The organism is Polymorphospora sp. NPDC051019, assembly GCF_040683055.1.
Lineage (GTDB): Bacteria > Actinomycetota > Actinomycetes > Mycobacteriales > Micromonosporaceae > Polymorphospora > Polymorphospora lycopeni.
In genome coordinates this window covers 187627-210714 of sequence record NZ_JBFBCH010000014.1, presented here as the reverse complement: position 1 = coordinate 210714, position 23088 = coordinate 187627, and the positions used below count along the sequence as shown (strand labels likewise).

Genomic DNA, 23088 nt, shown 5'->3' with positions numbered 1-23088 from the left:
CCCACAGCGAATTCGGCGTATCCACAGCGAATTCGCTGTGGCCCGCGACAGCTACATGTGCCCGGCCCGCAGTGAGGGGCGCGGCGAGCACGCCCTTCACTGCGGGCCGGCCGGATCCGTGCGCGCCGGCCGGGACGGGCCGGCGGCCCGGCGCCCGCCGGCCGGCCGGCTGATGACGGCGCGTAGTAGGCGGCATGGAGTGCCGTGAACCGGGAATCCCCGGCTGCCGGCCGCCCCGCGCGGCCCACCGGCCCGAAAGGCTCACTCCTGTGTTGACACCTTCTGCCGTACCGCGTCGTGCCGTCCTGGCCGGGCTCGCCGTCACCGTCGCCGTCGTGCTGGCCGGGTGCGGCGGCGGTGGCAAATACTCTTCCGCGACCGAACAGGGCGCGGCCCCGACGGTGCCGGCCGGCACCACGGCGGGCACCACGACGACGTTCAACGACGCCGACGTGACGTTCGCCCAGGCGATGGTCCCGCACCACCGTCAGGCCGTGGAGATGTCGGTGCTGGCCGAGACCCGCGCCGACAACACCGACGTCAAGGCGCTCGCGAAGCGGATCCGCGACAACCAGCAAGCGGAGATCGACACGATGACCGGTTGGCTGGCCGCCTGGGGCCGGCCGGCGCCGATGCCGGGCGCCGGCCACGGTACGGCCCTACCGGGCACGGATCATCCGATGCCGGGCATGCTGTCCGACGCCGACATGCAGAAGCTGGCGGACGCCAGGGGAACCGAGTTCGACCAGCAGTACCTCACCATGATGATCACCCACCACCAGGGTGCCATCACCATGGCCAGGCAGGAGATCGCGACGGGCGCCAACGCCGACGCCAAGGCCCTCGCGCAGAGGATCGTCACCGAGCAGCAGGCCGAGATAACCGCGATGCGCGACATCCTGAGCCGCCTGTAGGCGCGCGGGCCATCGGCCGGACGCCCGGCCGACAGCCAGCTCAGGCGGTCGAGGCGAGCAGCACCACCAGGGCGATGACCACCATCACGCCCAGGGCCAGCGTCCACACCTTCGCCGGCTCCTCGTACCAGGACTTCTCCGGCTGGCGTGGCGCCATCACCGGCGGTCGGGGCGACGGCACCGGCTGCGGCGGCGGGGCGACGGGGCGCGCCGCCGGGGCGACCGGGGGGCGCGCCGGCTGCGGCGGTCGCGGGGCCATCCGGGGCGGCTGCGGCCCCGCCGACACCGGCCGGGCCGGCTGGGCCGGGCCCGGACCGACCGGCCCGGCGGAGACCGGCCGGACGGGCTGCTGCTGCGGGTACGCCGGCCCCCCGCGCGGTGGCACGGCCGCCGGCCGCGTCGGGGCCGGCCGGGCCGGCGGGCCAGGCACCGGTCGCGCCGGTACGGCCCGCGGCACCCCCGAGTGCCCCTGGCCGGCGGTGCCCGGCACGCCGAAACACAGCGCGCCCTCGGCGACGACCGTCTCCGGCTGCTCCAGCGTCGTCGGCGGCAGCCCCAACTCGCTGTGGATCAGGTGTGCGGCCAGCGGAATCCGGCTCGACCCGCCGACCAGGAAGATCCCGACCAGGTCGGCCGGTCGCAGCCGGGCCGCCGTGATCGTCTGGGCGAGGCAGGTCACCGTACGCATCAGCGCCGGCCGGATCAGCGCCTCGAACTCCTCGCGGGTCACGTGCGCCGAGATGTCCAGCGCCGGCAGGTGGATGTCGGCGCTGGTGGTGCGGGACAGCATCTCCTTGGCCCCGCGTACGTCGTCGTAGAGCAGCGTGCGCTGCCGGCGCTGGCCGGCGTCACCCGGGCTGATCACCGAGTTCCACATCATCGTGTGGTCGGTGGAGTAGCCCTGGCCCAGATGCTCCACCAGCGCCTGGTCGAAGTCGAGGCCGCCGAGTTCACCGAGGCCCTGCTCGGCCAACACCTCGAACCCGGCCGGGGAACGGCGTACGACGGTCGCGTCGAACGTGCCGCCGCCGAGGTCGTAGATGCCCAGCGCCCGGCCGACCGGGACCGCCGTACCGAGCACCGCCGTGTAGTACGACGCGGCCGCGACCGGCTCGGCGATCAGCCGGGGGGCGGGCAGGCCGGCCGCCCGCGCCGAGTCGACCAGCACCGCCCGGCGCCGCTCGCCCCACTGCGCCGGATGCGTCATCCGCAGCTCGTCGCAGGAGCCGCCGAGCTGGCGCTGCGCCTCGGCCGCGATCCGCCGCAGCACCGCCGCGATCACCTGCGGCAGCGGCAGCTCCTGGTCGCCGAGCAGCACCACACCGTCGTCGACGCGGCGCTTCGGGTTGGGCTCGTAGCGCGACGGGTCGATGCGGGCCGACCGCTCGGCGTCGCGACCGACCAGCATCCGGCCCTCGGGGTCGAGGTAGACGCACGACGGCTGCAACGGCGAACCGTCGAACAGCAGCGGACGCGCCCGGCCGTCCGGGCCACGCACCATCGCCACCGTGTTGGACGTGCCGAAGTCGACACCGAGGACCCGCATGCGGGTCACGATACTGAACCGGTGCGCGTACCCGACGCACCGGCGAACACCGCGCCGACCACGCCCCGCCGGGTGCCGTCCACCCGCCGGCCAACCGGGCCGGGCATACTGCCCACCGTGCCGCACCCCCACCCGTACCTCGACGCCCCCGGACCGCTGGCGTTCGCGCACCGTGGCGGTGCCGCGCACGGCGACGAGAACACCGCCGAGGCGTTCGCGCGGGCCGTCGACCTCGGCTACCGGTACGTCGAGACCGACGTGCACGCCACCGCCGACGGCGTCGCCGTCGTCCTGCACGACCCGACCCTGGACCGGGTCGCCGGGGTCCGCGGCCGCGTCGCCGACCTGCGCTGGAAGGACCTCGACACGGTACGCGTCGGCGGGGCGGCGGTCGTGCCGCGGCTGGACGACGTGCTCGGCGCCTGGCCACAGGTCCGGTTCAACGTCGACGTGAAGGCCGACGCCGCGGCCGAGCCGGCGGTCGCCGACGTACGGCGGGCCGGCGCCGGCGACCGGGTGCTGCTCGCCTCGTTCAGCGACGCCCGGCTGAACCGGCTGCGCGCACTGGCCGGCCCGTCGGTCGCGACGTCGCTCGGGATGCGGTCGGTCGCCCGGCTGCGGCTGGCGTCGCTGCACGGGCGGCGGATCACGCTGCCGCCGTCCGTCGTCGCCGCGCAGGTGCCGGTGCAGTACGGCCGGATCCCGGTCGTCGACCGCCGGCTGATCGCGTACGCCCACCGGCTGGGGTTGCACGTGCATGTCTGGACGATCGACGAACCCGCCCAGATGGACGGGTTACTGGATCTGGGCGTGGATGGCATCATGACCGATCACGTCGACGTGTTGCGCGACGTCTATCTCCGCCGCGGCCACTGGACCGCCTGAACCCCCCGGGAAAACTCCGATGGCCGACACCGTCACCGCCGCGGGCGACACCGCCACGCCGCCGCAACCGCCGCACAGCACCCGCCGCGAACGGACCGGCTGGTACTTCTACGACTGGGCGATGTCGGCGTTCTCGACCACCGTCATCACCGTCTTCCTCGGCCCGTTCCTGACCAGCATCACCGAGGTCGCGGCCGGCTGCGAACTGGGCGCCGCCGACTGCACCGGATACGTCTACCCGCTCGGGATCAAGGTCGCCGCCGGCGCCTACTTCCCGTACCTGGTGTCGCTGTCGGTGTTCCTGACCGTGTTCGTGCTGCCGGTCACCGGGGCGATCGCCGACCGGTCGGCGCACAAGAAGCGGCTGCTGGCGGTCGCCGCGTTCCTCGGCTCCGGGGCGACGATCGCGATGGTGTTCGTCACCGGGGACCGCTACCTGCTCGGCGGCGCCCTGTTCGTGTTCGCCAACGTCAGTTTCGGCGCGGCCGTGGTCGTCTACAACTCGTTCCTGCCGCAGCTCGGCGGCCCCGACGACCGGGACGGGATCTCCAGCAAGGGCTGGGCGCTCGGCTACCTCGGCGGTGGCCTGCTGCTGATGCTGAACCTGGTCGTGGTGACCCTGTTCAGCGAGGAGGGCAATCCGCAGCGCACCCTGGACCTGGCCCGCTGGTCGATCGTGTCGGCCGGCGTCTGGTGGTCGGCGTTCACCCTGGTCCCGCTCTTCTGGCTGCGGGAACGGCCGTCGGTGGAGGCGGCCGCCGGCGGCGTACGCGGCAACGTGCTCTTCGACGGCTTCAAGCAGCTCGGGCACACCATCAAGGGCCTCAAGGCGTACCCGTTGACGCTGTTCTTCCTGCTCGCGTTCCTGGTCTTCAACGACGGCATCCAGACCGTGATCGCCCTGGCCAGCCAGTACGGCACCGAAGAGCTGCGGCTCGACCAGACGACGCTGATCGTGACGATCCTGCTGGTGCAGTTCCTGGCCTTCGGCGGCGCGCTGCTGCTCGGCGGGGTCGCCAAGCGGATCGGGGCGTGGAAGACGGTGCTGATGAGCCTGGTGCTGTGGACCGGGGTGATCCTGGCCGCGTTCTGGCTGCCGGCCGAGGCGCCGATCCCGTTCATGATCCTGGGCGCGGCGATCGGTCTGGTCCTGGGCGGCAGCCAGGCGCTGAGCCGGTCGCTGTTCAGCCAGCTCATCCCGGCCGGCAAGGAAGGCGAGTACTACGGCTTCTACGAGATCAGCGACAAGGGCACCAGCTGGCTCGGCCCGCTGGCGTTCGGCCTGGTGTTCCAGCTCACCAACAGCTACCGGGTCGGTCTGGTCTCGTTGCTGATCTTCTTCGTGGTCGGCTTCCTGCTGCTGCTCGCGGTGCCGATGCGTAAGGCGATCATCGCGGCCGGCAACACCCCGCCCCGGGTCCTGTGATGATCGGTCGGGCACGTTCCCGGTACGCTGCCCGACCGTGACCGTCGACGACTCCGCCCTGTCCCCCGCCTGCCTGGTCGCCGGCGACGGCCGGCTGCGCCACGGCGCCGCCCTGAAGTTCTTCTGGGGGCCGATGGACTGCGGCAAGTCCACGATGGCGTTGCAGATGAACTACAACCACGCCCGGCAGGGCCGGCGCGGGATCGTGTTGACCCGCATCGACCGCTCGCTGGGGCCGCAGATCACCACCCGGATCGGGCTGGCCCACCAGGCGATCGAGGTCACCGACGAACTCGACCTGCGGGCGCTGGTCCGGGGCCGGTGGGCCGACGGCGAGCGCGTCGACTACCTCATCTGCGACGAGGCGTGCTTCTACACCGTCGAGCACGTCGAGCAGATGGCCGAACTCGTTGACTGCTACGACGTCGACGTGTTCGCGTTCGGCCTGGCCAGCGACTTCCGGGCCGAACTGTTCCCGGCCGCCCGGCGGCTGTTCGAACTCGCCGACGAGGTCGCCCGCATCCAGGTCGAGGTGCTGTGCTGGTGCGGCCGGGAGGGCCAGCTCAACGCCCGGGTCGTCGACGGCAAGGTGGCCCGGGAGGGTGCCCAGGTCGTCATCGGCGACACCGTCGACCACAGCGAGGTGCGCTACCAGGTGCTGTGCCGGCGCCACCACCGCACCGGCGACCTCGGTCCGGTGCGCCCATGACCGGGCGAAGCGAGGCCTCCCCCCTTCCGATCATTGTCGACCCGGCGTCGCCGGTCGCGCCTTACGAGCAGGTCCGGGCCGGGATCGCGGAGCTGGCCGCGACCGGCCGGCTGGCCGCCGGCACCCGGCTGCCGACCGTACGCCGGCTCGCCGAGGATCTCGGGCTGGCCGCCAACACCGTCGCCCGCGCCTACCGGGAGTTGGAGCAGGCCGGGCTGGTCGAGACCCGGGGCCGGCACGGCACGTTCGTGACCGCCCAGGCGGGCGGAGTGCCGGACGAGGCCCGGCGGGCGGCGGCCGACTACGCAGCCCTGTCCCGCCGGCTGGGGTTGCCGCCCGAGCAGGCACTGGCCCTGGTCGCCGCCGCCCTCGACGCCCGTAGCTGACCGGCGGCCCACCGGGCGGCCGGCTGCTTTCGATGCCGGCGACGAAACTAAAAATGTCAATACGATGTGCCAGAAATATTGATTACGGTCAGTCGTTGCCTGTTGCGTTGTGTGACGGGTAGGCTACTGACGGCTGCGCGGCCAATCGGAAATTCTTTCATCCCACACGACTGCTTGGCAGTGGATGCCTACAGGTGTCCCTGCCATACGGGAGGCAGTGAACGTGCGAAAGTTCCGCAGTCTTTCAATTGCTGCGCTGATCGGCGTGATGGCACTTAGTATCGCCAGCCCGGCCCAGGCCGAGCCCGATTCCGCCGGCCCCTCGAAATCCGCACCGTCCGGATCGGTGACCGCCACCGAACTCGCCGCCATGGCAGCGGACGGGCCAGCCCAGTTCCACAACAGGCGCACCGACAAGTGCATGGACCTGGTCGGTACGGGCGCCGGCGCCCTCGGCGACCCGGTCATCCAGTACACCTGCAACTCCAGCACCGCCGACAACCAGCGGTGGTACGCCGACATCTACGCCGGCGGCGTCACATTCAGCATCCGCAACGAGAAAAGTGGCCTGTGTCTCGACCTGCCGGGCCCCGGTGCGGCCGCGAACGGAACCGCGCTGATCCAGTACACCTGCCGGCCCGGCCCCACTGACAATCAGATGTTCCAGTGGTACGGGGACGGCAAGCTCCTGAACGTCGTCAGCAACAAATGCATCGATGTTGTCGGCCCCGGCACCGGTGGAAACGGCACCGCGCTGGTCGTGTACAACTGCATCGACAACGACGACCAGGAATGGGACTGGTGGCCCACCAGTTTCCGGGCGCAGCAGCCAGCCACTTCCTGACACGAATTCGTCGCAGTATTGAGAGCGCGATGGTGACCGGCTGACACCGACTCGGCCAGCACCGCGCCTCTTCCCACCGATCGGCCCGAACCGGCACCGGTTCGGGCCGATCGTGCTGCCCGCCATTCGCGCCGCACCGCTGTCGATGACCGGCCCGGTGGTCTACCGTCGGGCACATCCCCGCCGCCGACGCCGAGGAGTCCATCGATGGCCCGCCACGTCCAGCCCGCGCCCCCACCGGCCGACCCGTACGCCGGCGACCGGCAGCTCAACTCCTGGCTGGAGCGGCACCTCGGACCGGCCGGCCACGCCGCCGCCAAGGACCGGCTGGCCGCCCTCGCCGCCGAGGTCGACGGGCCGCTTCGGGCCGCGCACCACGACGCCGAGAACCACCCGCCGACCCTGGTCCGCTACGACGGCTGGGGCGCCCGCGTCGACCGGATCGACACCAGCGCCGGCTGGCAGGCGCAGCGGGCCGCCGCCGCCCGGCACGCTGTCGTCGCGCTGCCGTATCAGGCCGAGGCCCGCGCCACCTGGGGTGCGGCCGCCCGGGTGGTCCAGCACGCCCTACTGCACCTGTACGCCCCGGAGTCCGCGACGTTCTCGTGCCCGGTGGCGATGGCCGACGGGGCGGCGGCGCTGCTGTCCCGCCCGGATGTGGATCCGGCCGTACGCGACGCCTGGCTGCCCCGGCTGATCAGCACCGACCCGGACACCGCGATCACCAGCGGGCAGTGGATGACCGAGGCGCAGGGCGGCTCCGACCTGGCCCGCTCGACCACCACCGCCCGCCCGGCCGGGGACGGAAGCTGGCGGCTCACCGGCGAGAAGTGGTTCTGCTCCGCCGCCGACTCGGCGATGGCGATCGCGTTGGCCCGACCGGAGGGGGCCGGGCGCGGCAGCCGGGTCCTCGCCCCGTACCTGGTGCCCCGCTACGCCGCCGACTCTCCGCTCGGGGCCGGCGCCGGTCCGGCCATGCCGGCGCCCGGGGTGACCGTGCACCGGCTGAAGGACAAGCTCGGCACACGGGCGCTGCCGACGGCCGAGATCGGCCTGCACGACGCGTACGCGCTGCCGGTCGGCGACCCCGGCCAGCCGGGCCTGGTCCGGGCGATGACCCTGGTCGTGGTCACCCGGGTACACAACGCGTCGGCCGCCGCGAGCGGCATGCGCCGCGGCCTAGCGTACGCCCTCGCCTACGCCGGGGCCCGGCAGATCGCCGGCGGGCGGCTCGCCGACTCGCCGCTGCACCGCGCCACCCTGGGCACGCTCGCCGTCGACACCGCCGGCGCGTTCGTCCTCACCGGCCACACGTTCGCGCTGCTCGGCCGGGTCGAGATCGGCGCCGACCCGGACGCCGCCGCCGAGCTGCGTCTCGTCGCTCCGCTGGCCAAGCTCGCCACCGGTCGGCTCGCCGCCGCGGCGGCCAGCGAGTACGTGGAGGCGTTCGGTGGCGCCGGCTACGTCGAGGACACCGGAGTGCCCCGGCTGCTGCGGGACGCCCAGGTGCTGCCGATCTGGGAGGGCACGACCAACGTTCTCGCCCTGGACGTGCTGCGTGCCGTCACCCGCGAGGACGCGGCCCCGCCGCTCCTGCGCCGGCTCGACGCCGCCGCCGACGTGGCCCGTACCCGGTCGCCGCTGGTCGCCGACCTCCTCGCCGGGGCGACCGCCCGGCTACGCGAGGCGCTGGCCGACGTCGCCGCCGACCCGACGGCCGCCCAGGTGGTCGCCGGGGCGCGCGGGCTGGCGCTGCGGATGGCGTACGCGCTGACCACGGCGCTGCTGGTCGAGCAGGCCGACTGGGGCGACGAGCAGGCCGAGGTGGCGGTCCGGCTGTGGGCCCGGCGCTGGCTGCGCGGCGACGACATCGCGATCGACGCTCACCACCATCTTGATGTGGTGGTTTGACGTCGCCGCAGGTCGTGGTCGGGCTCAGCGGCAGCGGACACGATCCAGCTATTGCCGACCGTCAATGATTGTTTTGATGACAGGTGGTTGTTAGACTGTCACGCAGCGCAAGGAACTGATTCGGCGCCGCTTATCTTCCGAGCACACAACTGAGGTATCCGGAGCATCGAGACGAGGCCCGGCCAGTTCCCAACCTTTCTGCTGGCGACGCGAATCCACCGACCTTGACAACCTCCACGCGCGGCACGAATGCGGCGTGGAGGCAAGTCGAACCCCCCTCCACACTGACCGACAAACGCCGCGCAGGCCCTTTGTGTGAACGAAGGGTCTTACCGGCGCCTGTAGCAATCCATCCAGATCCCCGCGACCCAGATGCGGGACACCTGTCACTATGCCCATGGAGAGGAGTTACGTGCGCAGAATGTAAGAACTTGCCATTCGCAGAAGTCCTCGACCCACCTCTCCGGGGATCGCACTGGATAGCCCATTGATTGGCGCGCCGTTGGCCGCGACGGCAGTCTACTTCTACAACGTGACCACCACGAAATGCATGGATCCCGTCGGTGTCACCCCTGGACTGTCGGGCGATTTCATCATCCAGTACGTCGCGGGCGGCAAGTGCATCGACGTGGTCGGGCCGGGCACGGGTGGCAACGGTGCCGCCCTGGTCATGCAATCACTCCACGCAAAGCCTTTCGAGGCATGGCCGTCAGGAGGTACATGTGAATCGGTTTCGTCGGCTTATGGTTATTGCGGTAACCAGTCTGTCAATGTTGGCTCTCGAGGCTCCGGCGTATGCCGAGCCAGGCTCGCCGCCTGCGAGCGGGTCACTCTCGAAGAGAGCGGTGACCGGAGCAGAGTTGGCGGCTTTCGCGGCGAGCGGCCCGTGGGTTTTCGAGAACCTCGTAACAGGGAAGTGTATGGATCTTGTCGGTACTGGAGCCGGCTCGACAGGTGGCTATGTGATCCAGTACACGTGCAACTACACCAGCGCCGACAACCAACTATGGCAGATGAATCTATGGGACCCCGAAAGGTTCACCATCAGCAACGTGAAGGACGGACTGTGTATCGATCCGCCTGGCGTTTCGGGTTCGATAAGTAACGGCTCCGCGCTGAGGCAGTATCAGTGCTTCCCGGGCCCGAGTGACAACCAACTCTTCCGCCTGTGGTGGGTGCCAGCGGCGGGAGGTTACCAGATCATCAACGACAAGAGCGTCAAGTGCATCGACGTCGTCGGCCCTGGAACCGGCGGCAACAGTGCTGGCCTGGTCATGTATGGGTGCCTGGATGACGACGACCACTACTGGAACCACATACCCGTCTGATTGAACGGTCACGACCTGCCTGGGGAATTCCCCAGGCAGGTCGCTGTTGCTGCACCACGAACCTTCGATGTGTTGCTGGTGCCCTGCTGGTCGAACGTCGGCACTGGCGGCGACGGGTGGCGCGCTGGCAGGCGCCGCACGGCTCAGCAATCAGGACGTCAGCCGTTGCTGAGGTTCACTCGTGTCATCGGCTACGACCAGTTCTGAGGCGTCGTACAGGTACCGAACACCATTGCTGCCACCCCGACCGCGTCACGGTCCGTCTCTCCCCGCCGGAGACCGCAGGCATCTACTGGCCGAGGATGCCGAGATGGCGGCCCGGCTCGGGCACGGCGTTGACTGCGCGGCGTGGACGCCGCGGTCGGCGTCCACGCGCAGCTTGAGCTGCTGTCCTGAGCCCGGAGGTGTACCTGCGGGCAGGGCCGTGTTTACCGTGGCGCCCCAATTTTGTGCTGTCCGGTCGCTGCACGCATTCAGGGCAAACTCAAGCCTTGTACCGGACTTGCGTATGCGGATAACCTATTGATGGCTACAACAGTAGCCACATCTCCCGCATCAGCACTATCTATGCGCCCATCGGCACAAAAGCGGGGAGGCGACACCCGTGAGAAATGCCTGGAAGATCGCTGCCACGACGTCGTTGCTGGCGATAGCCGCTCTCGGACTCTCGACCGTCACCAAACCCGACTCCCCGAATTCTTCCACACCGGCGCAACCCGCCGCAAGAAGCAATTCGACTATCGACGCAACATCTGCCGGCCCCTTCAACCTCTACAATCCTGTGACGGGCAGGTGCATGGACCTCGCCGGCCCCGGAGCCAGCGGCCCCGGGTCCGCTGTCATCCAGGCCACCTGCGACAACAGCGAAGCGGACACCCAGCAGTGGTACCTGGACTACCGTCCTGGCTTCTCCAGTTTCTCCCTCCGAAACGCGAAGAGCGGACTGTGTTTGGATCTGCCTGGCACCGGCGCGCCCGCGAACGGGACGGCGCTGATCCAGCGCACCTGTATGCCCAGCCCCAATGACAACCAGCTCTTCTATTACGAGGACGAGTGGATCAGGAATGTCAAGGGTGACCGGTGCGTCGACGTCGTGGGACTGGGCACCGGTGGCAATGGTGCGGCGCTCGCCATTTACGACTGCCTGGCGGCGGACGACCATTGGTGGCAACTGCTGTGGTGATGTGACGCCGGCCTCATTCGCCGCACACGCCAATCGTGCGTGAACGTGAATGAATTGGATTCTCCGTGAATTCGACGCCCTGGCCCGACCTGTCAAGAGCGGGAGTGCGCCATGATCGTCTGCGGTTCAGGCGTTGTCGGCACGGCGTGTCGCAGGCCTGAACCGCAGACGATCAACCCGTGCCGTCCGTTCAGCCCGCCGGGGTGCCGTGGCGGGACCGCAGCAGCGGGGCGACCTCGGTGGCGAAGCGTTCCATCTCGGCGAAGTGCGGCTGGAACTGGAACAGGAACGTGTCCACGCCCGCGTCGACGAAGCCGCTGATCCGGTCGGCGATCTGGGCATAGCTGCCGACCAGTCCGGACAGCGTCCCCCCGTTGGTGCCGACGCTGGCCACCCCGACCGCGTTGCGGCCCATCACCCGGGCCGGGTCGGCGCCCGCGATCGGCTTGCGCTGCGCCTGCGTGAGCCGCCACAGCTTCTCGAACTCCTCGTCCGCCTCCTCCTGCGTCGGCCGGGCGATCAGGAAGCTGGTCAGCCCGAACCGCAGCGGGTCACGGTACGGCCGGGGGCGGGACAGCAGGTCGGCGATGATGGCCTTCACCCCGTCCGGCCCGTCCAACGGCCGGCCGTTGATCAGGAACACGTCGGCGGCCTCGGCGGCCAGCACCCGGGCCGGCTCCGACTCGCCGCCGAAGTAGACCACCGGCGGGGTGTCGCCGTACGGCCGCGGCCGCAGCCGCAGCTCCTCGGCCCGCAGGTGGTCGCCGGCGAACGTCACCGGGCCCTCCCCCCACGCCTGCTCCACGATGGAGAGCCATTCGCGGGAGTAGTCGTAGCGACGGTCGTGGTCGATCAACGGCAGGCCGAGTTTGGTGATCTCGGGCAGGAACCAGCCGGACACCAGGTTGATCGCGAACCGGCCCCGGCTGATGTGGCCGATCTGGGTCGCCATCTTCGCCAGCACGCCGGGGTTGTAGAGGAACGGCTTGATCGCGGCGATGATCTCGATGCGGGAGGTGGCCTCGGCGATCGCCGCCGCCGTGGTCCAGGTGTCGATGACGTCGCCGCCGTCGTCGCCGGGGTTAATGGTGTGCTGGGCGATGAGGGTGGTGTCGTAGCCGAGGCGTTCGGCGTCGACGACCGTACGCCGGTTGTCGGCGTAGCTGCCGTCGAGGTGCTCGTCGGGGTGGTCGCGTACGGCCCAGTTGCCGCTGATCGGGGTCCACACCCCCAGGCGCGGTGAGGTGCTCATGGTCAGCCCTTCGGGAGTTCGTCGTTGAAGTCGCCGACGAAGATCTGCTTCACGTCGACGGGCTTCTCGATGAACTCGACGTCGAGCAGTTCGTCGGCGAACGCCTGCTGCTGCACCAGGAACGCGTCGTCGATCGGCTGGTAGCCCGCCCCACTGATCTTGAAGGTGGTGGACAGGGTCGCCAGGCTGTAGTCGACGTGCGGCTTGACCAGTTCGGCCGCCTCGTCCGGGTGCTGCGAGGCCCACAGTCCCAGCTCGGCCGCCGCCCGGAAGAACGCCCGCAACGCCTCGTGCTTCTTCTCGTACGCCTGCGGGCTGACCCGCAGGCAGTACAGGTTGTTGACGGTGCCGGCGATCCCGTCGATCTCGACCAGGTCCGGGAAGCGCTCCAGAATGTCCGGCGAGCCGGGCGCGTTCGCCGAGTACGCCTCGATGTCGCCCTTGACCAGGGCGTTGACGCCGTCGGCACCGGAGATGTTGACGGCCTTCACGTCGTTGTCGGTCAGGTTGTTCTTCTTCAGCAGCCGCTCGTAGAGCAGGCCGTGGTTGGACCGGATCGGCATCCCGACCCGCTTGCCGCGCAGGTCGGCGAAGGAGGTGATGCCAGAGTCGCGGCGCACGATGTACTTGATGTTCTGGTCGTTGGGCTTCGTGCAGCCGATCACCTTCTGCCGGCTGCCGGACGCGGCGGCGTTGATCGGTCCGATGTCGCCGGTGTCGGAGATGTCGATCTGGCCGGCCTCCATCGCGGAGTTCAGTTCGACCGAGTTGGCGAACTCCCGGTACGTGATCTTCACCCCTGGCACCTGGAGGTCCTTCGCCTCGAACAGCGGGGTGTAGCCGTACAGGTCGGTGGTGACCAGGGTGAGCGAGACGGTGCCGTCGGCGGCGGCCGCGTCGTCGCCGCCCCCGCCGCAGCCGGCCACGGCGAGCGCGGCGGCGAGAGCGGTGGTGGCGGCGATGGTCGCCCGCCGGGAACTGCGCGTGAACATGACGTGCCTTTCGTATCCGTGCCGGTCAGTGCCGGCCGAGTTCGGTTTCGTAGGGGGCGGCCCCGAGTTGTTCGAGGATCCGCAGCCGGGTCCGTTCGAAGCCGGGGTCCTCGCGGGTACGGGCACCGGCGAAGTCGGGTCTGATCTCGTCGGCGAGCCGGCCGTCGGTCAGCACGAGGATCCGGTCGGCGAGCACGATCGCCTCGTCGACGTCGTGGGTGACCAGGACGGTGGTGAAGCCGTGCGCCTTCCACAGCGAGTGCACCAGGGCCTGCATCCGCAGCCGGGTCAGCGCGTCGAGAGCGCCGAACGGCTCGTCGAGCAGCAGTACGGCAGGCCGCCGGACCAGGGCGCGGGCCAGGGCGGTGCGCTGCGCCTCGCCGCCGGACAGGGTGTTCGGCCAGACGTCGGCGCGGGCTTCAAGGCCGACCTCGGCCAGCACCTCGACGGCCTGCCGGCGCAGCGCCGACCGGCTGCCCGGCAGCCCGAAGACGACGTTCTCCCACACCGTGCGCCACGGCAGCAGCCGGGCGTCCTGGAAGCCGACCGCGACCGGCTGTTCGACGACGACCTCGCCCTCGTGGTCGGTGTCGAGCGCGGCCAGGGCGCGCAGCAGGGTGCTCTTGCCGCCGCCGCTCTCGCCGACGATGACCAGGAACTCGCCCCGGCGTACCGCCAGGTCGACGGTGTCGAGAATGAGCCGGCTGCCGTAGTGCTTACGCAGCCCGCGTACGGAGATACCGATCCGCTCGCTCATGAGTCCACGAACTCTCGGCGCCAGGACAGGGTCTTCCACTCGATGACCCGGACCAGGCTCTCGATCGCCAGGCCGAGCAGCGCGTACAGCGCCAGGCAGAGCACGATCGTGTCGGTCTGCAGGAAATCCTTGGCGCGGGTCAGCATGTAGCCGATGCCGGAGTCGGCGGCGACGGTCTCGCCGAAGACCAGGCTGAGCCAGGCGATCGCGAGCGAGAACCGCAGCCCGATCAGCAGGTGCGGCAGCGCCCCGGGCAGGATGATGTGCCGGATCACCGTCCACCGGGAGGCGCCGCAGCTCTGCGCGAGTTCGCGGAACCGGGGGTCGACCGAGCGGATGCCCTTGCTGAAGTTCAGGTAGATCGGGAAGATCACGCCGATCGCGACCAGGCCGACCTTCAGCGCCTCGTCGATGCCGAGCCAGAGCAGCAGCAGCGGCATCAGGCCGAGCGTCGGTACGGCGCGCAGCATCTGCAGCGGCGGGTCGACGAGTTCGTCGGCGACCCGGGACAGGCCGGTGGCGAGCCCGAGCACGATCCCGACCGCGACGCCGATCAGCAGCCCGAGGACCACCCGGCGCAGGGAGGCGAGCACGTTGTCGGCCAGTACGCCGCTGGCGGCGAACTCGACGAACCGGTCCCATACCATGCCGGGGCTGGCGAACGTCGTCGGGTCGAGCCAGCCGACGCTGGACGCGAGCTGCCACACGGCGACGAGAAGCACTGGCACCAGCACCCGCCGGCCGGACTTGAGGACGCGGCGGCGCAGCGAGCCCGTCCTTCTGGGGGCCTTGCCCTCCGGGGCCCGTGGTCGTGGGGCGGGTCCGACCGACCCGTCCGGGGTGGACAGGACTGTCGCGGTCATCGCGGATCATCCCTTCGTACGGTGTTCACAGCAGCGGCCCGCGCGGTGCGACGCCATTGAGGACGTGGTTGCCGATGTGGTGGTACTTCCAGCGGGTCGGGTCGTGCAGGGTGTGGGTGCGGGCGTCGCGCCAGAACCGGTCCAGGCCGTGTTCCTCGTCGGTGGCGCTGGTGCCGGCGTACGAGAACAGTTCGCTGGCCGTGGTCACCGCGGTCTCGGCGGTGAACGCCCGGGCGGCGGCGACCGACAGCGACGCCTCGGCGACCCTGTCGGGGTCGAGGACCGGGTCGGCCTCGGCGTCGTCGACCGCGTCGGCGGCCCGTTCCAGCAGTGCCCGGGCCGCCCGTACCTGCACCGCCTGCCGACCGACGTCGTTGATCAGGTGGTGTTCGTCGGCGGCCCGGTCCCAGGGACTGTCGGCATAGGCCCGGGTACGGGTCCGGACGTACTCGGCCGCGGCGGCCAGTGCTCCCTCGGCGATGCCGACGTCGATCGCCGCGTGCAGCAGTTGCCCGGCAGCGCCGGCCGTACGCAGCTCGTCGGCGCTGTACGGCCAGGCGACGACCCGGTCCGCCGGCACCCGTACGTCGGTGAGCAGGGTGGTGCCGCTGTGCGTGCCGCGCTGGCCGAGGGCCGACCAGTCGCCGCCGAACGACAGGCCGGGGCTGCCCTGTTCCACGAAGGCGACGGCGTCGCCGCCGTCGGGGTCCTTCGTCTTCACCGGCACCCAGTCGGCGGTGGCGGCGCCGGTCGTGTAGTACTTGCGGCCGTTCAGCACCAGGTCGGTCGTGCCGTCGAGGCGGCGCAGCGACGTGCTGGTCTCGCCCTTGCGCCGGTCGACGCCCCGCTCGGCCATCGCGTTGCCGAAGCGGGCGCCGCGCAGCAGTTCGGCGTGGAAGAACTCCCGCTGGGCCGGGGTGCCCCGGTCCTTGAGCACCCGTACGAAGACGAAGTGGTTCTGGAGCACCTGGCTGATGGAGGCGTCGGCGACGGCCAGGATCCGGAAGACGTCGGCGAGCACGCGGTGGCTCACCTGGGCGCCACCGGCGTCGCGCGGCACGGTGATGCCGAGCAGCCCGGACCGGGCGATCCGTTCCAGTTCGGCGCGCGGTACCACGCGGTCCCGGTCGCGTTCCCGGGCACCGGGCGCGAACCGCCGGGCCAGCTCGGTGGCGACGCGTATCGCCTCGGTCCCGTCGGTGATGACGGCGGACGGTCTGGTGTCGGCCCGCGTGGTCATGCCGGCACCGTCTCGGGTACGCCGAGCAGGCGGCGGGCGTTGCCGCCGGCGACGGCCGCCACACCGGCCTCGTCCAGGCCGGCGGCGGCGAGCGCGGCGAGGACGCCGTCGCGGTCGATCGACTCGGCGACGATCGGCGAGTCCGACCCGACGAGTACGTGGTCGGCGCCGACGACGTCGACCAGGTAGCGGATGCTGGCCGGGTCGAAGCCCATCGTGTCGACGTACACATGCCGGCGCAGGTGGTCGGGCGCGTGCCGGCTGATCCGCTCCACCAGGCCGGTGAAGGTGCCGATCAGCAGCGCCGGGGCGCCGATCAGCGGGATGACGACCCGCAGCCCGGGCAGGTCGTCCAGGACGGTCGAGTTGAGCAGGGCCAGCAGGCTGCCCGCGTCGATCGTGCCCCGGGCGAGCAGGGTGCCGGCGCGGCCGACGCCTTCGAGTTGCTCGGTGAGGCCGCGCGGGTTGATCGGGTGCACGAAGACCGGTACGCCGAGTTCCGCGGCGGTGCGCAGCGTCGGGAACGCGGCCGGGTCGTCGAGCAGCCGGTCGCCGCCCTCGGCGGCGGCGTCGAGGACCGCGCCGGACAGGCCGAGTTCGGTGACCGCGCGGCGGAGTTCGTCGGCGGCGGCCTCACCCTGCCAGGCATCGATGGTGGCCAGCCCGAGCAGCCGGCCGGGATGGGCGGCGACCTGCCCGGCGAGGTGGTCGTTGATCGCCCGTACGGTCGCCGGCGGCAAGGTGGTGCCGGCGGGGGCGACCAGCGACGGCGGGGCGTTGAGGACCCGGGTCGCGATCGAGCCGGCCGCCGCCGATGCCAGCACGTCGTCGATGTCGACGATCCGGCGTACGGTCCGCTCGCGCAGCTTGGCGATCTCGGGTCGGGCGTTGGCCCAGAGGGCGGGCGGGTGGGCGGGGTCGACGTAGTGGACGTGGAAGTCCACGATCGCCGGCTGGGCGGTGTCGGGCATGCTGATCTGACCTCTGTGAGCGGTGGGAATACGACCGTTGGTCGATGGCCGGTGGGCGCGGTTCCAGGTCGTGGGACAGGCGATCCGCGGGCACCGGAACGGGCGGGCCGGGATGCCCGGAGTCGGGGCGGCCCGGGGTGGGGACGCGCCCGAACGGTGCGGCACCCTTCGAGAGCACCGGAACGGAAGGCGCCGGCCGAGGAGGTCAGGCCGGCGGGTGGCTGGCTAGGCCCGACACAGGGTGGCGGTGCACTGCTTCTTGATCACGAAACTAACCCTACTCATCCCATAGGAATTAACAAGAAAGCGTCCACGATACGGGACGCCCACCCGTACGCTGACCAGCGAATCCACCCGTGGCGCCCCGGTCTCCGCCATTGCGGACACGCCATGATCGTCTGCTGCCCAGGCGGTCGACGAGCCGTACGGCCACCGCCTGAACCGCAGACGATCACGGTGGCCGATGCGACCGCACCCGCCTGGCCACCCTGCCCGAAGCCGATCTCCTCGCCGCGGCGGCATCGGGGCCACCCGTCGTGGCGTTCGGTGCGCTCAACTGGGCCGTCCACCAGCCGGACGAGCGGGCGGTCGTCGCGGCGGTCGCGCCGATCCTGCGTCGACTCCTGGCTTGACGCCCCGACCCGGCGGGGTGTTGCTGTCGCGGCTCACAGCGAATTCGGCGTATCCACAGCGAATTCGCTGTGGAGCGGAACAGCTACCGGGTCGCCCCGAAGCGTGGCGACGAACCGACGCAGCCGCCGTCCCGAGTGGACATTCGTCGGGTTGACTGGATCAAACGATTACTCGACGCTGGCGGAATGTCACCCTCGGTCGCCGCTCGGCAGGTCGGCTGGTTGCTCCGGGTCAACCGGCGGCTGGGGCCCGACCCCGGGCTGCGGGTGGGGCGGAACTTCGCCGCCGCGTTCCGGGCCGAGGAGCCGACCCGCGAACTGGCTCCGTCGCACGTGACGCGTTGGGAGAGCGGGCAGCTTGCCGCTTCGCGGACCGTCGTCGCCCGCTACGAGCGTCTGCTCGGCCTGCCGGCCGACTCCCTCGTCGTGGTGACCGACCTGATCATGCGGTACTTCTCGGTCCCGCGGCCCGCCGACCGCAACCAGCCGGGCGCGCTGCCGCGCCCGGACGAGGACCGGCTCTACGAACTTCTGCACCGGGCCGAACATCCCGGCGACATGACCGGGCAGAGCTGGATCGAACTCGCCAAGCTCGTGTCCGGCCATCCGGCGCTCGTGCTGTTTCCCGAGACGATCTGGCAGCGGCTCGCCGAACGGTTGCTGCCCGAGCTGATGGTGTCCGAGGGACCGGCCTGGCTGCTGCGCCAGGAGGCGATGTGCCGGCTGCTCGAACACCCGGTCGCCGGCCGGTTCGTCGCCACGACCTGTGTGGACTTCGCCCGGATGCCGGGCTCCACCGCCTTCGTCGAGCCGATCGCGTTGCTGGACACGACCGCGCAGCGCCCGGCGAACGACTATCTGCTCGGTCAGCTCGACGCCCCCGGCGGCCCCCGCTCCCAGCACGCGGCGATGCTGGCCACGATCCGCAAGCTCCCGGCCGGACACTTCGACGCCGCGCAGGAGGACCGGCTCGCCCGCTCCCTCGCCGCCCTCGCCGACGACGCCACGCTCACCCCCGACGACCGCTTCCTGGTCTCCTACCTGAGCCGATCGGTGCTGCGCCGGCGGCCACGGGTCGAAGCCCGGGTCCGCAACACTCTGCTCGCGGCGGGCCGCCACCTCTCCCCCGACCGGCCGGTGGACGGGCACGAGCGCGTCAGCCACCGGATCGCGCAGCAGGCCCAGCGCGAACTCGACGCCGCCGCGACCGACGACGACGTGCTCACCGGCCTTGTCGACGAGCTGCTGTTCAGCCCGAACACCGAGCGCCGGTTCCTCGCCACGATGACCATCTCGGCCACGCCGTACCGGACGCCGGTCATCCGGGCGGTGCTGTCGGTGCTGCGGCGTTCGGTGTCGAGCCGGACCGGTGGCATCCCGGTCGGCGCCGGCCTGCGTACGCTGACCACGCTGGGCACCGACGCCCACCGCCCGCTGCTCGCCGAGATACTCACCGCCCCCGGTGTCAGCCCGGCGGACCGGTCCGTCGCCGCCTGGGCGGCCCCGCACTGCGCCGGCACGTTCCCGGTGCACGTGTGGCGACAGGTCATCGGCGCCCAGGCCGCGCAGGGCAGCCGTACCGGCACCGAGGTGCAGGAGCGGATCATGCAAGGGCTGGTCTACGGGATCGGCACCGACCGGCACCACGACCTGCTCGCCGACCTCGGCAACGACCCGACGATGCCGGAAAGCGCCCGGGCCACCGCCTCCTGGCTGCTCCGGACGCCGCCGTCCGGAGCGTAGGGGCGCGGGTTCAGGTGCGGCGGCGGGCCCGCGCCGCCCAGATCGCGTACGCCGGATCCCGGTCCAGGTTGTGCCGGTCCCGGTCGTAGCGGCGGGTCGTACGCGGGTCGGCATGCCCCATCGCGTCCTGGACGTCCTCCAGCGGCACCCCCTCGGCCCGGGCGGTCGTCGCGAACGCGTGCCGCAGCGAGTGCGGCGACAGCCTCGACCAGGCCGGGATGCCGGCCTCCTTCGCCAGCCTGCGGACCAGCCGGAAGACGGCGTGCCGGTCCAGCCGCCCACCGGTGGCGGTCACCAGCAGCGGGCCGGTCAGCTCGTCGAGCCGTACCCGGGCGGTCACCGCCCGGTCGGTCAGGTACGCGTCGACGGCGTACGCGGTCGACGGGGTCAACGCCCGCCGGCGCGGCCGGCCGCCCTTGCCGACGAACCGGACGCTGCGGTGTCCCCGCTCGTGGCCGAGGTCGGCGACGTCGAGCGAGACGAGTTCACCGACCCGCAGCCCGAGGTCGGCGAGCAGGGCGACGGCGGCCCGGTTGCGGGCCGCGGTCGGACCGCTCGCCGCGTCGGCGGCGGCGAGCAGCGCGTCGACCTCGTCCGGGGCCAGGCCGACGGTCGCCGAGTGGTCGCGGTTGAGCCGTGGCCGGTCGGCGCCGGTGACCGGGTTGGCGTCCAGCGCGCGGAGCTTGACCAGGAAGTCGTACCAGCTCGACAGCGCCGACAGCTTGCGGGCCACGGTCGACGCGGCGACCGGCCGGCCGCTGCGCGGGTCCACACCGGACTCCAGCTCGCGGGCGTACGCGTTGACGTCGAGGAACGTCACCGCCAGCGGCTCCACCGACCGCGCCGCGCACCAGGCGAGCCAGCCGGCGACGTCCCGCCGGTAGGCGTCGCGGGTGTGCTCGGACAGCCGCCGGTTGCGCAGCCACGCCTCGGTGAAGTCGGTCGCGCCGCCGCCGGGGGCCGGCACGGTGGTGGCGCGCGGAACGAGGGCGGACGGTGGGGTGGCCGGCATGCCGGACAGTTTCCCGCACCCGCGCCGGGCCGGCACGACGCGACGCGCGGAGAGATCATTCCTCGGCCGTCGTTATGCCGGTGCGGTCTGTCGGAGCGGTCCGGTATGGTCGCCCGACCGGCATGATCACCATACGGCCGGTGACAGCGTGTAGCTCAGCAGCAGAGCACCGGGCTTCGGCCCCGGAGGGCGCGGGGGCGGCACCCGCCACGCTGGCGATGGACGGCAACGAGCACGAGAAGCGGATCGGCAGCGGCTACCCGACGACCCAGCTGGCCAAGGCGTTCGCGACCTCGATCGGGCACGAGGACGCCGACACCCGGCAGCGGGCCGACGAGCGGCTGCACCGGTGGGAATCCGTGTTGCGCGGCATGCTGAACGGCGTCCTGACCATCGGGTCGCGCACCCCGGTCGCCGGCCGGCCCGCCTGGGTGACGCCCGAGGTGGTCCGCGGCGGCTTCGCCACCGGCAAGGCCATGGCCGGCGGACCGCTGCTGCCGCACGAGACCGCGCTCGCCGACCGGACCGGCCGACCCGCCCAACGCCGTGCCCTGTTCGCCCACCACCTGACCGAGGCGGGGCTCGCCGACCTGGTCGCGTCGCTGCGCGCCGGCACCTACCGGGTCGACGTGCCCGAGGAGGCGGCGCTGCCGGTCGTGGCGTGGCTGCTCGGAGCCGGTGACCGGGAGGTCGCGCTGGCACTGCTGGACGAGATCGGCCCGTACGCCGACCGGCTGCGGTTCGCGCCGGTGCCGCGCGACGTGCCGGCCCCCGACCCGGCGGTCGTGTGGCGGGAGACGGCCGGCGAGGTCCGCGCCAACCTGGCCCGGCGCCGCCCCGACGAGCGGATCGAGGCGATGCGTGAGGCGCTGACCGTCTGGAACCCGTTCGCCGACCGGCTGCTGGCGTTGTGGCTGGACACCGTCGTCGACGGCCGCGTCGCCGTACGCTTCGACGACCGGTGGCGGGACCGGGCCACCACCCTGCTCGACCACTACGAGCGGCTCGCCACCGTGCACCGGCGGTGCGGCAAGCACCGGCGGAAGAAGGAGAACCTCGCCATCCTGCGCGCGGCCGTGCAGGACATGGTGTACGGGGCCGGGCTGACGCCGAGGTCCCGGGGGCTGCTGCAGCACGCCGTCGACTCGATGCTGCGCCGCCGCGGCCGGCCGGGCTCGCCGGAACACACCGCCCTGCGTACCCGGCAGGCGGTGACCGGCACCGCGCCGACCCACCACGCCTTCGCCCGGCTCGTCGGCGACCGGCTGGCCGACCTGTCCCCGGACGTCGGGATCACCGACGTCGCGGCCCGCACCGCCCCGGTCCGTGCCGGCGAGCAGGATGCCCCGGCCGGCGCCGCCGTTCCGGAACCGATCCGCCGGGTCGTCGCCCGCGGCCGGGCCGGCACCGTCGAGGAACTGGTCGCCGCCGGCGTCGTACCGTCGGCCGAGGTGCTGGCCCGGCTCGTGCCGCGGATCGCCGCGGCCGTCACCGGGGCGGCGTACCCCGACGAGACCCTACGGGTTCTCGTCGCCGCCACCCACCACGCCTTCGGCAACCGCCGGTCGCTGCTGCTGCGCGACCTCGAACACCAGGTCCGGTTCGACGAACTGCCCTGGGTACGGGCTATCGCCGGGCACCGGCACACCACCGACGGCACCCGCGACGACGCGGGCGCGGCGCTGCGCCGGCTCGGCCAGCTCACCCTCGACTCGTTCCCGGCCACGGTGCTGCCGAACCCGATGGTGCGCCAGCTCGCCGGCCTCGCCCGCGAAGCCGGCCTCGGCCTGCCCTGGGTGGAGGAGCTGGCCGCCGACATCTTCGAGGGCACCTTCTCCGGCAAGTTCCTCACCGCCGCCAAGATCGCCGGTGAACTGCTCGCCGGCACCCTGTACGAGCGCTACTACGGCATCGACTACGCGGCCCTGGCCCGGATCGACGACGTCGACCGGCGCGGCCGGCACGCCGCCGCCACCTCGCCCGCGTTCGACGCGCTGTGCCTGGCCCGGGCCGGCACCGGCGGCCGGTGTTCGGTCGCCGCGAACGGAATGGTGATCGAGCAGGCGCAGATCCTCACCACCCACAACCTCGCCACCCTGGTGACGGTCGGCGTTTCCCCCGCCGCCGGCTGGCCGGACCTGGCCCGGCGTACGTTCGCCACGGCGGCGACGCTGACCGCCCGGATCCAGCACAACCCGCGCCCGCTGCCGACCGTCAAGGACACCGCGTACGCCTGGCGCCAGATGCTCTTCCACCTGTCGATGCCGGGCGTCGACCCGACCGCCGCCGTCGGGCTGCTGTGGGACGACCTGTACCGGCAGCCGCCGTACGTCCGTGACCGGCTCGCCCCGGCCCTCGACGGCCTGGGCCACGTGGTCGCCGGTGGCGGCTTCGGCCCGGACGGCACCGCCGGCTCCGGACGGCGTCTGCTCGGCTGGGCCGTCGGCCGGCACTGGCTGGGCTAGCCGCCGGCCGGGCTTCGGTGATCCGGCGC

20 protein-coding genes and 1 tRNA gene are annotated in these 23088 nt (G+C 71.7%); 13 read left to right on the top strand and 8 right to left on the bottom strand.

From position 1 onward, the window contains the following. Both AB0M79_RS23930 and AB0M79_RS23925 read left to right on the top strand, forming a co-directional pair. Positions 1-208: hypothetical protein (locus AB0M79_RS23930; RefSeq protein WP_364217498.1), on the top strand; the 208-nt coding region annotated here is incomplete at its 5' end. 61 nt (positions 209-269) lie between these two features. Further along, a complete protein-coding gene (locus AB0M79_RS23925; RefSeq protein ID WP_364217496.1) occupies positions 270-914 on the top strand; it encodes a DUF305 domain-containing protein in 645 nt (214 codons plus the stop codon). A gap of 40 nt (positions 915-954) precedes the next feature. On the opposite strand, the gene AB0M79_RS23920 is transcribed toward AB0M79_RS23925, so the two are convergent. Next, positions 955-2460: an Hsp70 family protein gene (locus tag AB0M79_RS23920; RefSeq protein ID WP_364217494.1), complete on the bottom strand. Its 1506-nt coding sequence runs from the start codon at positions 2458-2460 to the stop codon at positions 955-957. Between the two features lie 117 nt (positions 2461-2577). On the opposite strand from AB0M79_RS23920, the gene AB0M79_RS23915 reads away from it, so the two are divergent. The 8 genes from AB0M79_RS23915 (at position 2578) to AB0M79_RS23880 (ending at position 11132) form a co-directional block, all read left to right on the top strand. Further along, a complete protein-coding gene (locus AB0M79_RS23915) occupies positions 2578-3345 on the top strand; it encodes a glycerophosphodiester phosphodiesterase (protein ID WP_364217510.1) in 768 nt (255 codons plus the stop codon). 19 nt (positions 3346-3364) lie between these two features. After that, positions 3365-4771 (top strand): MFS transporter, encoded by a 1407-nt coding sequence (locus tag AB0M79_RS23910; RefSeq protein WP_364217492.1) that lies wholly within the window; start codon positions 3365-3367, stop codon positions 4769-4771. A gap of 58 nt (positions 4772-4829) precedes the next feature. Next, positions 4830-5480 carry a thymidine kinase gene (locus tag AB0M79_RS23905; RefSeq protein WP_357541062.1) on the top strand — a complete coding sequence of 217 codons (651 nt, stop codon included), beginning with the start codon at positions 4830-4832 and terminating at the stop codon, positions 5478-5480. Beyond that, on the top strand, positions 5477-5866 hold the full coding sequence (locus AB0M79_RS23900; RefSeq protein WP_364217490.1) for a GntR family transcriptional regulator: 390 nt from the start codon (positions 5477-5479) through the stop codon (positions 5864-5866). Before AB0M79_RS23905 ends, AB0M79_RS23900 begins: the two co-directional genes overlap by 4 nt. Positions 5867-6050: 184 nt before the next feature. Next, a complete protein-coding gene (locus AB0M79_RS23895; RefSeq protein ID WP_364217488.1) occupies positions 6051-6710 on the top strand; it encodes an RICIN domain-containing protein in 660 nt (219 codons plus the stop codon). Between the two features lie 207 nt (positions 6711-6917). Beyond that, positions 6918-8621: an acyl-CoA dehydrogenase family protein gene (locus AB0M79_RS23890; RefSeq protein WP_364217486.1), complete on the top strand. Its 1704-nt coding sequence runs from the start codon at positions 6918-6920 to the stop codon at positions 8619-8621. An 845-nt stretch (positions 8622-9466) separates the two neighbouring features. Next, on the top strand, positions 9467-9949 hold the full coding sequence (locus AB0M79_RS23885; protein ID WP_364217484.1) for an RICIN domain-containing protein: 483 nt from the start codon (positions 9467-9469) through the stop codon (positions 9947-9949). 604 nt (positions 9950-10553) lie between these two features. Beyond that, a complete protein-coding gene (locus AB0M79_RS23880; RefSeq protein ID WP_364217482.1) occupies positions 10554-11132 on the top strand; it encodes an RICIN domain-containing protein in 579 nt (192 codons plus the stop codon). Positions 11133-11322: 190 nt separating this feature from the next. On the opposite strand, the gene AB0M79_RS23875 is transcribed toward AB0M79_RS23880, so the two are convergent. Genes AB0M79_RS23875 through AB0M79_RS23850 form a run of 6 tightly spaced genes read right to left on the bottom strand, consistent with a single transcriptional unit; the run spans position 11323 to position 17207 of the window. Next, positions 11323-12384, bottom strand: coding sequence for an LLM class flavin-dependent oxidoreductase (locus AB0M79_RS23875; protein WP_364217480.1), 1062 nt, complete (start codon positions 12382-12384; stop codon positions 11323-11325). Between the two features lie 2 nt (positions 12385-12386). After that, complete coding sequence (locus tag AB0M79_RS23870) at positions 12387-13376, bottom strand: ABC transporter substrate-binding protein (RefSeq protein ID WP_364217478.1); 990 nt, start codon at positions 13374-13376, stop codon at positions 12387-12389. 25 nt (positions 13377-13401) lie between these two features. Further along, positions 13402-14133 (bottom strand): ABC transporter ATP-binding protein, encoded by a 732-nt coding sequence (locus AB0M79_RS23865; RefSeq protein ID WP_364217476.1) that lies wholly within the window; start codon positions 14131-14133, stop codon positions 13402-13404. Next, on the bottom strand, positions 14130-14996 hold the full coding sequence (locus tag AB0M79_RS23860; protein WP_364217474.1) for an ABC transporter permease: 867 nt from the start codon (positions 14994-14996) through the stop codon (positions 14130-14132). Before AB0M79_RS23860 ends, AB0M79_RS23865 begins: the two co-directional genes overlap by 4 nt. A gap of 25 nt (positions 14997-15021) precedes the next feature. Continuing rightward, positions 15022-16236 carry an SfnB family sulfur acquisition oxidoreductase gene (locus AB0M79_RS23855; RefSeq protein ID WP_364217472.1) on the bottom strand — a complete coding sequence of 405 codons (1215 nt, stop codon included), beginning with the start codon at positions 16234-16236 and terminating at the stop codon, positions 15022-15024. Beyond that, entirely contained in the window at positions 16233-17207 is a 975-nt protein-coding gene (locus tag AB0M79_RS23850; RefSeq protein WP_364217470.1) for an amidohydrolase family protein, read from the bottom strand. Before AB0M79_RS23850 ends, AB0M79_RS23855 begins: the two co-directional genes overlap by 4 nt. A gap of 818 nt (positions 17208-18025) precedes the next feature. Here AB0M79_RS23850 and AB0M79_RS23845 point away from each other — a divergent pair. Continuing rightward, a complete protein-coding gene (locus AB0M79_RS23845) occupies positions 18026-19582 on the top strand; it encodes a hypothetical protein (protein ID WP_364217468.1) in 1557 nt (518 codons plus the stop codon). A gap of 10 nt (positions 19583-19592) precedes the next feature. Here the strand turns inward: AB0M79_RS23845 and AB0M79_RS23840 are convergent, their stop codons facing one another. Next, complete coding sequence (locus AB0M79_RS23840) at positions 19593-20594, bottom strand: tyrosine-type recombinase/integrase (protein ID WP_364217466.1); 1002 nt, start codon at positions 20592-20594, stop codon at positions 19593-19595. A gap of 144 nt (positions 20595-20738) precedes the next feature. Here AB0M79_RS23840 and AB0M79_RS23835 point away from each other — a divergent pair. Continuing rightward, positions 20739-20810 (top strand) — tRNA-Arg (locus AB0M79_RS23835). A 2-nt stretch (positions 20811-20812) separates the two neighbouring features. Then, positions 20813-23059: a hypothetical protein gene (locus tag AB0M79_RS23830; RefSeq protein WP_364217464.1), complete on the top strand. Its 2247-nt coding sequence runs from the start codon at positions 20813-20815 to the stop codon at positions 23057-23059. Positions 23060-23088: the final 29 nt, after the last annotated feature.

What these genes read in the sequence shown, in the direction of transcription:
- AB0M79_RS23895 (WP_364217488.1), top strand. Translation starts at nt 6,051, where the DNA reads ATGCCTACAGGTGTCCCTGCCATACGGGAGGCAGTGAACGTGCGAAAG.
- AB0M79_RS23850 (WP_364217470.1), bottom strand. Translation starts at nt 17,207, where the DNA reads ATGCCCGACACCGCCCAGCCGGCGATCGTGGACTTCCACGTCCACTAC.
- AB0M79_RS23875 (WP_364217480.1), bottom strand. Translation starts at nt 12,384, where the DNA reads ATGAGCACCTCACCGCGCCTGGGGGTGTGGACCCCGATCAGCGGCAAC.
- AB0M79_RS23865 (WP_364217476.1), bottom strand. Translation starts at nt 14,133, where the DNA reads ATGAGCGAGCGGATCGGTATCTCCGTACGCGGGCTGCGTAAGCACTAC.
- AB0M79_RS23910 (WP_364217492.1), top strand. Translation starts at nt 3,365, where the DNA reads ATGGCCGACACCGTCACCGCCGCGGGCGACACCGCCACGCCGCCGCAA.
- AB0M79_RS23920 (WP_364217494.1), bottom strand. Translation starts at nt 2,460, where the DNA reads ATGCGGGTCCTCGGTGTCGACTTCGGCACGTCCAACACGGTGGCGATG.
- AB0M79_RS23845 (WP_364217468.1), top strand. Translation starts at nt 18,026, where the DNA reads ATGTCACCCTCGGTCGCCGCTCGGCAGGTCGGCTGGTTGCTCCGGGTC.
- AB0M79_RS23860 (WP_364217474.1), bottom strand. Translation starts at nt 14,996, where the DNA reads ATGACCGCGACAGTCCTGTCCACCCCGGACGGGTCGGTCGGACCCGCC.
- AB0M79_RS23900 (WP_364217490.1), top strand. Translation starts at nt 5,477, where the DNA reads ATGACCGGGCGAAGCGAGGCCTCCCCCCTTCCGATCATTGTCGACCCG.
- AB0M79_RS23830 (WP_364217464.1), top strand. Translation starts at nt 20,813, where the DNA reads ATGGACGGCAACGAGCACGAGAAGCGGATCGGCAGCGGCTACCCGACG.
- AB0M79_RS23870 (WP_364217478.1), bottom strand. Translation starts at nt 13,376, where the DNA reads ATGTTCACGCGCAGTTCCCGGCGGGCGACCATCGCCGCCACCACCGCT.
- AB0M79_RS23855 (WP_364217472.1), bottom strand. Translation starts at nt 16,236, where the DNA reads ATGACCACGCGGGCCGACACCAGACCGTCCGCCGTCATCACCGACGGG.
- AB0M79_RS23840 (WP_364217466.1), bottom strand. Translation starts at nt 20,594, where the DNA reads ATGCCGGCCACCCCACCGTCCGCCCTCGTTCCGCGCGCCACCACCGTG.
- AB0M79_RS23890 (WP_364217486.1), top strand. Translation starts at nt 6,918, where the DNA reads ATGGCCCGCCACGTCCAGCCCGCGCCCCCACCGGCCGACCCGTACGCC.